Origin of the sequence: Pseudomonas sp. SWRI81 (assembly GCF_014268545.1) — a bacterium.
GTDB classification, from domain to species: Bacteria; Pseudomonadota; Gammaproteobacteria; order Pseudomonadales; family Pseudomonadaceae; genus Aquipseudomonas; species Aquipseudomonas hamedanensis.
On record NZ_JABWQS010000008.1, the window covers coordinates 53249 to 68567 of the forward strand.

Below are 15319 nucleotides of genomic sequence, written 5' to 3' on the forward strand. Positions count from 1 at the left end.
CAGCCGACATATTCTTATAGCACTTGGCCTTCATCTCTCTTGTCAGTCAGTGCCGCAATGATGCAACCTTGCCGCAGGCAACAGTAAAGAGGGCGAGAGCCCGGCGCGTTCAGCATATTTCCAAGCGAGTTTCCTTGATGAAAAGCCAACCCGATGCCGCCAGCCGTATGGCGGCCGAGGTAGTGACGCAGTTGCCTGTGCCCTCGCGGCTCGGCATGCTGCGTTTCGAGCGCTTGAATGAAGCGAGCTGGGCGATGCTGTTCCTCGATCCCAACTGCGAACGCCAGTTCGGTCAGCCGGCCGTGGAATTGTGCGCACTGGTCGGTTCGCCCTACGCCAGCCTCATGGAGCCCGAAGCGCGCTATCAACTGCACGACGCCATCCAGCAGCAATTGACTACCAGCCCCCACTATCTGGTGCGCTACACGCTGCACACCGTGGCCGGGGCCTTGAGCATCCTGGAACTCGGCGAAGCGTACCGACAACACAACCGGCACTTGCTGCGCGGCTATTTGCTGGCGGTCGATGACGTGTACGACGACGCGCCGACCTTGCCATCGGTCGACCTGGAAACCCAGAATTCCCGCCTGCAGATCGCGCTGGAGCTGAACCAGCGCGCCCAGCAGGAACAACTGCAACATCTGGAACGCGTGCGCGCCCAGCAAGACTTGATTCTACTACTCGCCCGTCAGCGCTACAGCACTCACAATTCGCTGCAAGAAGCCGCCGAACTGATCACCCGCTGCGCCTGCGATATCTATGAGATCGACTCAGCCAGCCTGTGGAATCTCGAAGGCCAGCACTTGCTGCCGATCTCGGCCTACCATCGGGCGACCCAGGAATACATCCTGCCAGACGCCATCGACATCAGCGGCTTCCCTGACTACATGGAAGCGCTGCACAGTAGCCGCGCCATCGATGCCCACAACGCCTTGCATGACCCGCGCACCCGCGAGATGGCTGAGGCAATGCGCTCGCGTGACGTCAATGCCATGCTCGATGCGAGCATCCGCGTCGACGGTCAGGTTGTCGGCGTGCTGTGCCTGGAGCAGACCGGTGTGACCCGCGCCTGGCAGTCCGACGAAATTGCCTTTGCCGGTGAACTGGCCGACCAGTTCGCGCAGGTGATCAACAACCACAATCGCCGCACTGCCACCAGTGCCCTGCACTTGTTCCAGCGCGCAGTCGAGCAAAGTGCCAACGCCTTTTTGCTGGTCAATTGCGACGGCGTGGTCGAATACGTCAACCCGAGCTTCACCGCAATCACCCAATACACCACCGAAGAAGTTCACGGCCAGCGCCTGTCCGAGCTGCCGGCCCTGGAAAACCTTAGCGAGTTGCTGTTCGACGCGCCCTCGGCGCTGGCCCAGAGCAACAGTTGGCAGGGCGAATTCAAAAGCCGACGCAAGAACCTCGAACCGTACTGGGGCCAGCTGTCGATCTCCAAGGTCTACGGTGACAACCGCGAACTGACGCATTACATCGGCATCTACGAAGACATCACCCAGACCAAACTGGCGCAACAGCGTATCGAGCGCCTGGCCTACACCGACAACCTGACCAACCTCGGTAACCGCCCGGCGTTTATCCGCAACCTGGACGAGCGTTTCGCCCGTGACAGCGACACGCCGATCAGCCTGTTGCTGGTGGACATCGACAACTTCAAGCGGATCAACGACAGCCTTGGCCACCAGACCGGCGACAAGCTGTTGATCAGCCTGGCCCGGCGTCTGCGCAACAGCCTCAGCCCGAGCGGCAGCCTTGCCCGCTTCGCCAGTAACGAGTTCGCCGTGCTGCTCGACAATACCGGCCTTGAGGCCGGCCAACAGATCGCCAGCCAGTTGCTGATGACCCTCGACAAGCCGATGTTCGTGGACAATCAGTTGATCAGTGTCACCGGCTCCGTGGGCCTGGCCTGCGCACCACTGCACGGGCGCGATCCGCAAACCCTGATGCGCAACGCCGGTCTGGCACTGCACAAGGCCAAGGCCAACGGCAAGCATCAGGTGCAGGTATTCACCGAAGCATTGAACGCCGAAGCCAGTTACAAACTGTTCGTCGAGAACAACCTGCGCCGCGCCCTGACGCAGAACGAACTGGACGTGTTCTATCAGCCCAAGCTGTGCCTGCGCAGTGGGCGCCTGCTGGGCATGGAGGCGCTGCTGCGCTGGAATCACCCGGAGCGCGGCATGATCCGCCCGGACCAGTTCATCAGCGTTGCTGAAGAGACCGGTCTGATCATTCCGATCGGCAAGTGGATCGCGCGTCAGGCCTGCCGCATGAGCAAAGCCCTGACCGCCGCCGGCCTGGGCAACCTGCAAGTGGCGATCAACCTGTCGCCAAAACAGTTCTCCGACCCTGACCTGGTCGCCTCCATCGCCAACATCCTCAAGGAAGAAGCGCTGCCGGCAAAACTGCTGGAACTGGAGCTGACCGAAGGCCTGCTGCTGGAAGCCACCGAAGACACGCACTTGCAGCTCGACCAGCTCAAGCGTCTGGGCCTGACCCTGGCCATGGACGACTTCGGTACCGGTTACTCGTCGCTGAGCTATCTGAAAAAATTCCCCATCGACATCATCAAGATCGATCGCAGCTTTATCCACGAAATCCCCGACAACCAGGACGACATGGAAATCACCTCCGCCGTGATCGCCATGGCCCACAACCTCAAACTCAAGGTCGTGGCCGAAGGCATCGAGACCGCTGAGCAACTGGCCTTTCTGCGCCGGCATCGTTGCGACGTCGGCCAGGGCTACCTGTTCGACCGACCGATTCCCGGCGCCGAACTGATCCAGGCGCTCAAGCGCTATCCGCGCGGGCCGCTTTGCCTCTGAAACACCTCAAACGCCTATTTGGATGAACGCCTCTGTGGGAGCGGGCTTGCTCCCACAAGGGCTATATCCATATTTTTTGAGTAGTGATTAGTGCGGCATCATTCGGCACACTGACGGTCTGACTTTTTACCCCCAACCTGACTGAGAGGAACGCTCATGGTTCTGCGCTCGGAAATCCTGGTGAACAAAAACGTGCTCCCAACCAAAGAACAAGCCCTGCCCGGTCGCGAAACCCCGATGGTCCTGCCGGAAAAACACTTTGTCTTCAAAGACACTCCACTGCTCGGCCCGTTTTTTCAGGACGTCGACTTTGCAATCTTCGGTCTTGGCTGCTTCTGGGGTGCGGAACGGCGTTTCTGGCAGCGCGAAGGCGTGGTCAGCACGGTCGTCGGTTACGCCGGCGGCTTCACACCGAACCCGACCTACGAAGAAGTCTGCTCGGGCCTGACCGGCCACGCCGAAGTGGTACTGGTGGTGTATGACAAGGCCAAGGTCAGTTACGAAGAGCTGCTGGCGATGTTCTGGGAACTGCACAACCCGACCCAGGGCATGCGCCAGGGCAACGACATCGGCACGCAGTACCGCTCGGTAATCTACGCGACCAGCCCGGAGCAACTGGACGCCGCGCTGAAGAGCAAAGCCGTGTATCAGGCTGAACTGCTGAAGGCCGGCCTGGGTGAAATCAGCACCGAGATCGATCAGGCACCGACCGTGTACTTCGCCGAGGCCTATCACCAACAGTATCTGGCGAAGAATCCTGAAGGGTACTGCGGGATTGGCGGTACCGGTGTGTGCATGCCAGCAAGCCTGGCGGGTAACTGATCCCCAAAACCATCGCGGGCAAGCCCGCTCCCACACTTGAAATGCGTTCCAATGTGGGAGCGGGCTTGCCCGCGAAGGCGTCGGATCAGACGCCATCAAACCAACTGATCAACTCTCGGCAATCAGCCAATCCATCTGCCAGCCGCCCTGAGTCTGCCCCAGCTTCTTCGACAGCCACGGCAGCAACTCACGCAATTCTTCCTCCAGCCCCCAAGGCGGATTGGCAATCGCCAGGCCCGAACCGTTCAGGCTGTTGGGCGTGTCCAGCGGATGCACCAGCAATTCCACACGCAGCAACTTCGGTGCGCCCGTGCCAGCCAGGTCCTGATAGAAACGCCGCAACGCACGTTGATCCTTGACCGGATACCAGATTGCCGCCACGGTTTGACGCATGCGCCCGATGGCTTCTTTCATCGACGCCGCACAACGTTGCATCTCGTCGAGCTGTTCAAACGGTGGATCAATCAGCATCACCGCGCGCTTTTCCTGCACCGGCAACATCGCCCGCGCCACATGCCAGCCTTCGCCCAGATGAACTTTCACCCGACGGTCGCCGGCCATGTTGTCTTTGAGCAGCACGCCGTCTTCCGGGTGCTTCTCGTTGAGCATCACCCGATCCTGCGGCCGGGTCAGACGCCGCGCCAGCTCAGGGGAACCCGGGTAATAGCGCAACTGGCCATCCGGGTTCATGTCGTGCAGCACCTTCATGTAGTCGGCGGTCAGCGCCGGCAGGTCCGGCTGATCCCATAGCCGCGCGATGCCTTCCAGGTATTCGCCGGTGCGATTGGCCTGATCGCCCTGCAAGTCATACAGGCCAATGCCCGCGTGGCTGTCGAGATAAGCAAACGGCTGCTCCTTGCGCGACATCAGGGCGATGAGGCGGGTCAAGGTCAGGTGTTTGAACACATCGGCGTGATTGCCGGCATGGAAGGCGTGACGATAATTCATGGCTGCTCCTGCGAGGGCCGCAAAGTTTACCTTTTACCGGGCGGCAAGTCAGGGGTTGGCGGCTGAGCGGATCGCCAACTCAAAAGATCGCAGCCATCACGCAGTGGGCGCGCGCAGAGTCTGGCGACATCGCTGAGGATGATGAAATCACTCAATCTTCCGTCTTTGGTGGTGGTGAACATAGTGTTGCAAGCTTTTCTACCGTCATCCTCTTGATAGCGAAACCGAAGAGTATTCAGCGAAGAACGTTCTCATGGGGAGGTTGGACTCAAAAGTTCGATTGATGTTTATGCGCTCGTTGGCGGTAACGTTGAGGCGGCCAGAGCAGAAAAGCCTGACGCGTACGCGAACGCTTGTGCTTTGAGGATAAGCAGGGGATTTAATTATGGCGGATACAAAATCCCTAAAGGAACGATCATCCCGGGCAAGTCTATCTATCGGCTGGCCGGTGCAGACCAGCTTCCTTACATCATGAAAGTTGCAGATTTTCTGACGTTTCTCAAACACAATTGGGGTTCCCCCGATCGTGAATTAAAGATGAGTGAGGCAGATTTTATTAACGGCAGGAAAGGTGTGATTATCATGGAGATTACCGGTTGGAGCGACGCGACAGGCCATGCGACTTTGTGGAACGGTAGCGTCACCGGTGACAACAGTGATTACCATCGCCCTGATAGCCATACTTACGACCGGCCAGACGTGAAGCTGGAAAAAATCAACTTCTGGGAGTTAAAAGGATGAAATTCCGGTTTCTCATCGCAGTGGGAATTCTTGGCGTATCTGCAAATGCCATCTCAAGTGAACTGGATGTAAACGACGCGAGAATCTCACTGAAAAATTACGGCCTCGCCAACTGCATATCGAATCAATTCAAGGGTGACTCCGACATCAAGTCGGACCTCGGCCTTGCTATTGGTGCTTACTCTGCCATGGGGAAGGGGCAGCATGCGATTTCGCAAAATGAGGACACGCTTGAAATCAGCCATGATCCTTACGCGGAAACCGAAAAATACATGAGGGAGGCGTACGCGAAGCACTCCTCAGTCAGTAAACAGTCAGGCAAAAAAATCGTCTTCTACTCTTGCCTCGAAATTTACAACTCTCCTGCATTCGACTCTTTTATCAAGTCACAGGATCCGTACGTCTCTGATTGACCATTGCAACAGCAAGGATCGCAGCCTGCGGCAGCTCCACGGGATCGGCGTACACCCAGGGAGCACGCAGACTGCGATCTTCCTCAGGAAGGCATGGCACCCAAGCGTCTTCCGATCACGTCCAGCACATCGCAGCCATCACGCAGCGGGATGGCGCGGAGTTTGGTGAAGTCGCTGAGAATCATCGAGTCACACTCGATCGAACCGCGCATACACAGATTTTCCAGCACTTGGACGACGGTGCGAATACGGTGGTTGGCGGCGTCTATCAGAGCGTCGAAGGGCGCATGGATGTCGACGCTGCAACCCATCACTCACCAGTTGTTGAAAACCGCTGCAACTCGAAGGAATCATCCGAAGCGTTCGCCCCCGAATTTTCATTCTGACTCCGCCAGCAAAAACGCCAGTAACGTCGACTGCGATGAATCTTGCGGCACTGAAACCTGAAAAAACTGCCCGACCTTGCAGCGCAACACCGCCTCTGGAAACGCCTCGAACACGGCCGGATGCTCCTCGCGCAGCCACTGCAGGACGTTGCTGACTCGTACGCTTTCATCAGTCTGCGCCAGCACTGCTTGCGGCACGGCCCACCAAGGAAAGACTCGTCCCGAAACCAACGCCCGACCACCGATTTCAACGGCTTGTCCATTGATCCAGCCCCGCGAAATCACCGCCAGCAACTGCGCCGGAATGACCTGCGGAGACCGCAGAATGGGCAACAAAAACCGCCCATCCCAGAAGCGAAAAAACACCGCTTTACTGTCAGGCATCAGCACCTGAGTCAGGCTGCAAAAATGCTCGACCAGCACTTCAAGACCCGCCGAAGACACCGCCAGCCAGCCCCAGTCCCGCGATTCGGTTTCAGCCACCCAGCGCACGAACTTACTGTCAGCAGCGACGATTCCCACATAAGGCATCACCGCGTCCCACCCGGCATATCTCGTCTCGGCCCAGATCGGATTCGCCGTGCCTTGCCAGGCTTTGAACACCTCGGCATCACTGGCACTGCTGAAAATTGCGAATAGTTGCTCCGACGCGTGTAGCGGCTGACGCGCCAGCCATTCTTCGGGCGTCAATTCTTCAAGCTGCACAGACACCGCCCTTGCACCGCTCACACTCTTCGCAGAATGGCGCATCACCTTTGAAGCTCATGATTTGCGCGGCGGTGAGGATGGCTGCCGGCGCTGCGGCGAGCTTGTCCGGCAACCCAGGCACCACCGGTGCAGCACTGGCCGCTGCCATCGGCGCGCCGCCCACGACAATCGGCACGCTGCTGAAAATTCCGCCGGGGCCGATATTGATCCACTGCCCACCGGCCTGAATCGTCGCGCTCGCGCCACCGTCGATCACCACTTGCTGACCAGCGCTGATATGGATCTGCGCCGAGGCACTGGTGGCCTGGCTGTTCACCCGAACCTGCTGGTCGCCGAGCACAGACAAATGGTCATTCTGCCTGACCTCGGTCTGGCGCTGGCCGTGGGTGATGCGTTGCTCATCAGCCTTGAGTTCATGCCGGGCGAGCCCCGTGACAACGATGCTGCGCTGGTTATCGACCTGCACCTGCTGATCATTCAGCACATGCTGCGTCCAGTTGCGCTGGGCGCGCAGATAGATTTCCTCGGCACCTTTTTTGTCTTCGATGCGCAGCTCGTTGTAGCCGCCACCGCCGGGGCTGCTCTGGCTGCGCAAGACGCTGCGGGTCTTGTCTGCCGGCAGGTCCAGTGGCACCGGCGTCGCGGCGTTGGGCAGGCAACCCATCACCAGTGGCTTGTCGGCATCGCCATCGATAAAGCCGACCAGTACCTCCATGCCCACCCGCGGAATCAGCACACTGCCGTAGTGATCATGCGCCCAGCCGCTGGCGACGCGCAGCCAGCAACTGGAGTGTTCGTTCAGTTCACCGTCACGGTCCCAGGCCAATTGCACTTTCACCCGACCGTACTCATCGCAATGGATTTCCAGGTCTTTCGGGCCGGTGACCACGGCGGGCTGGTAGCCCGATATACGCGGTTTTTCGGGTGCCAATGCCGGTCGGAAGAACACGTCCCACGGCGTGGCCACAAAGGTATTGCGGTAACCCTGAAAGGACTCGCCATCGCTGGTCACCGATTCCTCCAGCACCTGCGGCTGGCGGCCTCGATGCTCAATGGACGTGAGTAACCACAGGTCATTCCAATCGCTGCGCGGATGTTCGGTGAGTTGCAGGAAATGCCCGCAGACCAATGAGGACTCATCGCTGCTGCCTTCGGCCTGCCGATAATCGGCGACGTGCCGTTCCAGTGCACGCCGCGCCCGGTGCTTGCCGGTTTCGCGATCGTTGAATTGGCCGGGAAAGTGGTAGTCCTCCAGCACCGGACGCTGCTCGCCATCGCTGCGACTTTCCAGAGACAGGCGCGGCTTTTCGAAGTTGTAGTCGCGCCGGGTGACGACACTGGTGCGCGTTTCCACCCGCACGTTGAAACGCTGGATTGCCGGGGCACCAACCGACATGCCGCTGCCCGGCAGATACAGGGTCGACTCGGGCAGTTTCGGGAATACGGTCTGGTCGTCGCCAAACACCAGTAGATGACTTTCAGGACTGTGTTGAAAGTGGTAATGAATGCCGACTTCGGCACACAGGCGCTGAATGAAAGCCAGATCGCTTTCTGCGTATTGCACGCAGTACTCGCGCTGCGGGTATTCGCTGCCAAGGCGAAATTCGAAGGCATCGCGCAGAATCGAATGGTCCTTGAGGATTTGCGTGACAATTTGCGGCACGCTCTGATGCTGGAAAATTCGCTGGTTGATGCGATGCCCCAAATAGGTCAGACGCGGGACGAGGCTCAGGTGGTAGCGTGTCAGACGCTTCCCGGAATCACCCTGCCCGACCTGATAAATCTGACCGTGGATACCACTGCCCCGAGCATCAAGACTGAGAAACGCCTGACCGTGCAGCAGGCTTTCGAGGTCCAGGTCCGGCCGCTCGCTGACCAGTTCCAGCTCGAAGCGAAAAGGTTGGCTGATGGCTTCCTTGCCCGTGAACTCAAGGACTTTGAGGTCATGCTGGGCGCCTTCTAGGGTCAACGTGAAACGCGGTTGATTGGCAGGCGCGAACATCCGATGTCTCTCTGCGAAATGAGGGCGGGCGATTCTGCATCAGGGGCAAGGGGTCTTGGACGGGTGACGGAAAATTCAGATTCGCCCTACATCTCCCGCTGAAAGCGCTTCGGAACGCGCAGCCTTCGACTACATACAAACACCTCGAACTCTCCACCGCCCCTGTGGGAGCGAGCCTGCTCGCGAAAGCGGCATGTCAGTCGACACATTCGTTGAATGAACGATCGCATTCGCGAGCAGGCTCGCTCCCACATTGGATCTCCACATTCTTCCGGGAAAATACAGGCAATAAAAAACGGCCCGCCTCCGGTAGGAGACGGGCCGTTTTCGTATGAGCCGAAGCTCAGTGCATCATTTGTTCAGCTTGAAATCTTTTTCCGCCGCTTCGAAGCGTTCCACCATGCCTCGGCTCGGCTCGCCCATCTTGCTGACGATGTAGATAGCCAGGCTGGCGAAGATGAAGCCCGGGATGATTTCGTACAGACCCAACAGTTCGAAATGCTTCCAGACCACCACGGTGATCGCGCCGACCAGGATACCGGCCAGTGCGCCGTCGCGGGTCATCTCTTTCCAGACCACCGAGATCAGGACAACCGGACCGAATGCGGCACCGAAACCGGCCCAGGCGTAGGACACCAGGCCCAGTACGCGGTTGTCCGGGTTGGCGGCCAGTGCGATAGCGATCAGTGCCACCAGCAGCACCATGGCGCGACCGACCCAGACCAGCTCCAGTTGCGAAGCGGATTTACGCAGGAAGGTCTTGTAGAAGTCTTCGGTCAAGGCACTCGAGCACACCAGCAACTGGCAGCTCAGGGTACTCATCACGGCAGCCAGGATGGCCGACAGCAGCACACCGGCAACCCATGGGTTGAAGAGAATCTTGGCCAGTTCGATGAACACACGCTCAGGGTTTTCAGTGACAGGACCGGCGACTTCCGGGTGCGCCGAGAAGTATGCGATACCGAAGAAGCCCACGGCCACGGTGCCGCCCAGGCACAGAATCATCCAGGTCATGGAGATGCGACGCGCCTTGGCAATCGATTTCACCGAATCCGCTGCCATGAAACGCGCGAGGATGTGCGGCTGACCAAAGTAGCCCAAGCCCCAGCCCATCAGCGAGATGATGCCGATGAACGTGGTGCCTTTGAGCATATCGAAGTTGCTTGGATCCTGAGCTTCGATGGCCAGGAACGTGGTGTCGACGCCGCCAGTGGCCAGCAGGACGATGATCGGCGTCAGAATCAGCGCGAAAATCATCAGCGTGGCTTGTACGGTGTCAGTCCAGCTCACCGCCAGGAAACCACCGATAAAGGTGTAGGCAATCGTCGCCGCAGCACCGGCCCACAGCGCGGTCTCGTAAGACATGCCGAAGGTGCTTTCGAACAGACGGGCACCGGCGACGATGCCGGATGCGCAATAGATGGTGAAGAACACCAGAATCACCACCGCCGAGATAATCCGCAGCAAGCCGCTTTTATCTTCGAAACGGCTGGAGAAGTAGTCCGGCAGGGTCAGGGCATCGCCGTTGTGCTCGGTCTGCACACGCAGACGGCCGGCAACGAACAGCCAGTTCAGGTAGGCACCGACGATCAGACCGATAGCGATCCAGCTTTCGGAGAGACCGGACATGTAGATGGCGCCCGGCAGGCCCATCAACAACCAGCCGCTCATGTCGGAGGCACCGGCCGACAGCGCAGTAACCACGCTGCCCAGGCTGCGACCGCCCAGAATATAGTCAGAAAGGTTGTTGGTGGAGCGATAGGCCATCAAGCCGATCAGCACCATTGCTGCGATGTAGATCACGAACGTGATCAGGGTTGGATTGCTTACGCTCATTGAGTTACGCCCTGGCTTTGTTTTTATGTAGCGGCGGTGGTGAACCGCTCGCAAACGACGACGTTTGGCAGACGATCCGGGATCCCGCGCATTTAAGACTGATGTTTCCCCAGGAAAGCCATCAGCCGGTGCTTCGGGTTATTCCCGGTTGCACCTAGGGCGCGAATGCTATGCAACAAATCAAATAAGGTGCAACCAGTTTCGTGAGAATAAGTTGCACCTAGTCGGTTTTATCGACAAACACCCCCGTTTTTGCTCCCTTTTATGGCAGTCATGGCCCTTTGCTAGAAGCAAAAGCACCAAACCGGAGCAGTACACTGGTACGAGAAATCAATTCCTGACGAGTTGCCTATTATTCCGGCAAAAAAAGGGTTGCACCCGGTTGCACCTCAATCGACGCAGGGCTAATCTTGCTGCCAGCTGATGCCACGCAACTGTGGCAACCATGAGGATAAAAATATGGCTACCACCACCCTTGGGGTCAAACTCGATGACCCGACCCGCGAGCGCCTGAAGGCCGCCGCAACCTCGATTGATCGCACGCCGCACTGGCTGATCAAGCAGGCAATTTTCAATTACCTGGAAAAACTCGAGGGTGGTGCAACCCTGACCGAGCTGAACGGTTTGACCGCCAAGGACGTCGACGACGCCGGCGAAGTGCATACCGATCACGCCCACCAATGCTTCCTCGAATTCGCCGAGAGCATTCTGCCGCAGTCGGTTCTGCGTGCATCGATCACCGCCGCTTACCGTCGTCCTGAACCGGAAGTGGTGCCGATGCTGATCGAGCAGGCACGCCTGCCGGCAGCGATGGCCGAAGCCACCAACAAACTGGCCGCGACCATCGCCGAAAAACTGCGTAACCAGAAAAGTGCCGGCGGCCGTGCGGGCATTGTTCAGGGCCTGCTGCAGGAGTTTTCCCTGTCGTCCCAGGAAGGCGTGGCGTTGATGTGCCTGGCCGAAGCGCTGCTGCGTATTCCCGACAAGGGCACCCGCGATGCGCTGATTCGCGACAAGATCAGCACCGGCAACTGGCACCCGCACCTGGGCAACAGCCCGTCGCTGTTCGTCAACGCCGCGACCTGGGGTCTGCTGCTGACCGGCAAACTGGTCTCCACGCACAACGAAGCCGGCCTGACGTCATCGCTGAGCCGCATCATCGGCAAGAGCGGCGAGCCGATGATCCGCAAGGGCGTCGACATGGCCATGCGCCTGATGGGCGAGCAGTTCGTCACCGGCGAAACCATTGCCGAAGCGCTGGCCAACGCGAGCAAGTTCGAAGCCAAGGGCTTCCGTTATTCCTACGACATGCTCGGTGAAGCCGCACTCACCGAAGTCGACGCGCAAAAATACCTGGCCTCGTACGAACAAGCGATCCACTCGATCGGCAAAGCCTCTCACGGCCGTGGGATTTATGAAGGCCCGGGCATCTCCATCAAACTCTCGGCCCTGCACCCACGCTACAGCCGCGCGCAGTACGAGCGGGTGATGGACGAGTTGTACCCGCGCCTGTTGTCGCTGACCTTGCTGGCCAAGCAATACGACATCGGCCTGAACATCGATGCCGAAGAAGCCGACCGCCTCGAACTGTCGCTGGATCTGCTTGAGCGCCTGTGCTTCGAGCCACAGCTGACCGGCTGGAACGGCATCGGCTTCGTCATTCAGGCCTACCAGAAGCGTTGCCCGTACGTGATCGACTATGTGATCGATCTGGCCCGCCGCAGCCGCCATCGCCTGATGATCCGTCTGGTCAAGGGCGCCTACTGGGACAGCGAAATCAAGCGCGCCCAGGTCGAAGGCCTGGAAGGCTATCCGGTCTATACCCGCAAGGTGTACACCGACGTTTCCTACATCGCCTGCGCTCGCAAACTGCTGTCGGTGCCGGAAGTCATCTACCCGCAATTCGCCACGCACAACGCCCACACCCTGTCGGCCATTTATCACATTGCCGGTCAGAACTATTACCCCGGCCAGTACGAATTCCAGTGCCTGCACGGCATGGGCGAACCGCTCTATGAGCAGGTTGTAGGCAAAGTTTCCGAAGGCAAGCTGAACCGTCCGTGCCGCGTGTACGCACCGGTCGGCACCCACGAAACCCTGCTGGCCTATCTGGTTCGACGCCTGCTGGAAAACGGCGCCAACACCTCGTTCGTCAATCGCATTGCCGACCAGTCGATTTCGATTCAGGAACTGGTCGCCGATCCGGTGGCGCAGATCGAGCAGATGGCGACCGTGGAAGGTGGGTTCGGCCTGCCGCACCCACGCATCCCGCTGCCGCGTGACCTGTACGGTGCCGAGCGCGCCAACTCCAGCGGCATCGACATGGCCAACGAACATCGCTTGGCCTCGCTGTCCTGCGCCTTACTGGCAACCGCGCACAACGACTGGAAAGCCGCACCGATGCTTGGTTGCGCGTCCAGCAACGAAGCGCCTGCGGCCGTGCTGAACCCGGCGGATCACCGCGATGTGGTCGGTCACGTTCAGGAAGCCACCGTCGAAGACGTCGACAACGCCATTCAATGCGCACTGAATGCCGCACCGATCTGGCAGGCCACTCCGCCAGCCGAACGTGCCGCCATTCTGGAACGTGCCGCGGACTTGATGGAAGGCGAGATCCAGCCGCTGATGGGCCTGTTGGCTCGCGAAGCCGGCAAGACTTTCGCCAACGCCATCGCCGAAGTGCGCGAAGCGGTCGACTTCCTGCGTTATTACGCCGTGCAGGCCCGCAACGATTTCAGCAACGACGCCCACCGCCCACTGGGTCCGGTGGTCTGCATCAGCCCGTGGAACTTCCCGCTGGCAATCTTCAGTGGTCAGGTCGCCGCCGCACTGGCCGCCGGTAACCCGGTCCTGGCCAAACCGGCCGAACAGACTCCGCTGGTGGCGGCTCAAGCCGTGCGCTTGCTGCTCGAAGCCGGGATTCCTGAAGGCGTGCTGCAACTGCTGCCGGGTCGCGGTGAAACCGTCGGCGCCGGTCTGGTCGGTGATGAACGCGTCAAAGGCGTGATGTTCACCGGTTCCACCGAAGTCGCGCGTTTGCTGCAACGCAACATCGCTGGCCGTCTCGACAGCCAGGGCCGGCCGATTCCGCTGATCGCCGAAACCGGCGGCCAGAACGCGATGATCGTCGACTCCTCGGCACTCACCGAACAGGTGGTGATCGACGTGGTGTCCTCGGCCTTCGACAGTGCCGGCCAGCGCTGCTCGGCGCTGCGTGTGCTGTGCCTGCAGGAAGATTCCGCCGATCGCGTCATCGAAATGCTCAAGGGTGCCATGGCTGAAAGCCGTCTCGGCAATCCCGAGCGCCTGTCGGTGGACATCGGCCCGGTGATCGACGCCGAAGCCAAGGCTGGCATCGACAAACACATTCAGGGCATGCGCGACAAAGGTCGCAACGTGTATCAGGTGGCGATTGCCGACAGCGAAGAGGTCAAGCGCGGCACCTTCGTCATGCCGACGCTGATCGAGCTGGAAAGCTTCGACGAGCTGCAACGCGAGATCTTCGGGCCGGTCCTGCACGTGGTGCGTTACAAGCGTAAAGAGATCGACCAATTGATCGCTCAGATCAACGCGTCCGGTTATGGCCTGACTCTGGGCGTGCACACGCGCATCGACGAGACCATCGCCAAGGTCATCGACAACGTCAACGCCGGCAACGTCTACGTCAACCGCAACATCGTCGGAGCCGTGGTCGGCGTGCAGCCGTTCGGCGGCGAAGGCCTGTCGGGCACCGGCCCGAAAGCCGGCGGCCCGCTGTATCTGTACCGCTTGCTGTCAACGCGTCCGACCGACGCAATCGGACAATCCTTTGCTCGCGGCGATGCTGCCGTAGCGCCGGACGTTCGTCTGCGCGAAGCCATGCGCCAACCGCTGAACGCCTTGAAAGCCTGGGCCGACAACAACCAGTTCGCTGAGTTGAGCAGCCTGTGCGTGCAGTACGCGGCACAATCGCAGAGCGGCATCACCCGTGTGCTCGCCGGCCCGACCGGTGAGAAAAACAGCTACGCGATCCTGCCGCGCGAGCACGTGCTGTGTCTGGCAGAAGTCGAAGGCGATCTGCTGACGCAACTGGCGGCGGTGCTGGCCGTCGGTGGCTCGGCAGTCTGGCCGGAATCCGAACTGACCAAAACCTTGCTGGCACGTCTGCCGAAGGAAGTTCAGGCACGCATCAAACGGGTTGCCGACTGGAACAAGGACGAGGTGGTCTTCGATGCCGTTCTGCATCATGGCCATTCCGACCAGTTGCGTGCCGTTTGCCAGCAGATCGCCCAGCGTGGCGGCGCAATCGTTGGGGTTCAGGGCTTGTCCCAGGGCGAGACCAACATTGCGCTGGAGCGTCTGGTGATCGAGCGTGCGCTGAGCGTTAACACGGCTGCGGCGGGCGGTAATGCCAGTCTGATGACCATCGGCTAAACCGCTGTAAATTCAGGCGACCGCAATGGCCGCCTGGAATGTATTCCCTGTGGGAGCGGGCTTGCTCGCGAATGCGGTGGATCAGTCGACATCAATGTTGCCTGACCCACCGCGTTCGCGAGCAAGCCCGCTCCCACAATTTGTTTTGTGGTGCCTGCAAAGTCGGCGCTCGGCTCCAACATCACCGCCATCAATCATCCTGTTCAGCCTTCATTC

Annotated in this window: 10 protein-coding genes; 5 read left to right on the forward strand and 5 right to left on the reverse strand. The window is 59.6% G+C overall.

The window, feature by feature from the left end:
• Nucleotides 1-137 precede the first annotated feature (137 nt).
• Together HU765_RS07525 and msrA are read left to right on the forward strand one after the other, a co-directional pair.
• Entirely contained in the window at nt 138-2834 is a 2697-nt protein-coding gene (locus HU765_RS07525) for a GGDEF and EAL domain-containing protein (RefSeq protein WP_186549440.1), read from the forward strand.
• A gap of 156 nt (nt 2835-2990) precedes the next feature.
• Nucleotides 2991-3656: a peptide-methionine (S)-S-oxide reductase MsrA gene (msrA, locus tag HU765_RS07530; protein ID WP_186619591.1), complete on the forward strand. Its 666-nt coding sequence runs from the start codon at nt 2991-2993 to the stop codon at nt 3654-3656.
• A gap of 108 nt (nt 3657-3764) precedes the next feature.
• Here the strand turns inward: msrA and rlmJ are convergent, their stop codons facing one another.
• On the reverse strand, nt 3765-4604 hold the full coding sequence (gene rlmJ / locus HU765_RS07535; protein ID WP_166218667.1) for a 23S rRNA (adenine(2030)-N(6))-methyltransferase RlmJ: 840 nt from the start codon (nt 4602-4604) through the stop codon (nt 3765-3767).
• 279 nt (nt 4605-4883) lie between these two features.
• Between rlmJ and HU765_RS07540 the strand changes: the two genes are divergently transcribed.
• Both HU765_RS07540 and HU765_RS07545 read left to right on the forward strand, forming a co-directional pair.
• On the forward strand, nt 4884-5345 hold the full coding sequence (locus tag HU765_RS07540; RefSeq protein ID WP_186619663.1) for a T6SS effector amidase Tae4 family protein: 462 nt from the start codon (nt 4884-4886) through the stop codon (nt 5343-5345).
• Nucleotides 5342-5758 carry a hypothetical protein gene (locus HU765_RS07545; protein WP_186619592.1) on the forward strand — a complete coding sequence of 139 codons (417 nt, stop codon included), beginning with the start codon at nt 5342-5344 and terminating at the stop codon, nt 5756-5758. The genes HU765_RS07540 and HU765_RS07545 overlap by 4 nt, the downstream gene beginning before the upstream one ends.
• Before the next feature lie 83 nt (nt 5759-5841).
• Here HU765_RS07545 and HU765_RS07550 read toward each other — a convergent pair whose 3' ends face one another.
• The 4 genes from HU765_RS07550 to putP form a co-directional block, all read right to left on the reverse strand.
• Nucleotides 5842-6069: a short-chain dehydrogenase gene (locus tag HU765_RS07550; protein ID WP_186619593.1), complete on the reverse strand. Its 228-nt coding sequence runs from the start codon at nt 6067-6069 to the stop codon at nt 5842-5844.
• Between the two features lie 66 nt (nt 6070-6135).
• Entirely contained in the window at nt 6136-6849 is a 714-nt protein-coding gene (locus HU765_RS07555; RefSeq protein WP_186619594.1) for a DUF4123 domain-containing protein, read from the reverse strand.
• On the reverse strand, nt 6839-8854 hold the full coding sequence (tssI, locus tag HU765_RS07560) for a type VI secretion system tip protein TssI/VgrG (RefSeq protein WP_186619595.1): 2016 nt from the start codon (nt 8852-8854) through the stop codon (nt 6839-6841). Before tssI ends, HU765_RS07555 begins: the two co-directional genes overlap by 11 nt.
• Before the next feature lie 351 nt (nt 8855-9205).
• Nucleotides 9206-10690: a sodium/proline symporter PutP gene (gene putP / locus HU765_RS07565; RefSeq protein WP_186619596.1), complete on the reverse strand. Its 1485-nt coding sequence runs from the start codon at nt 10688-10690 to the stop codon at nt 9206-9208.
• A gap of 459 nt (nt 10691-11149) precedes the next feature.
• Between putP and putA the strand changes: the two genes are divergently transcribed.
• Nucleotides 11150-15103: a trifunctional transcriptional regulator/proline dehydrogenase/L-glutamate gamma-semialdehyde dehydrogenase gene (gene putA, locus HU765_RS07570; protein ID WP_186619597.1), complete on the forward strand. Its 3954-nt coding sequence runs from the start codon at nt 11150-11152 to the stop codon at nt 15101-15103.
• The last annotated feature ends 216 nt before the right edge of the window (nt 15104-15319 follow it).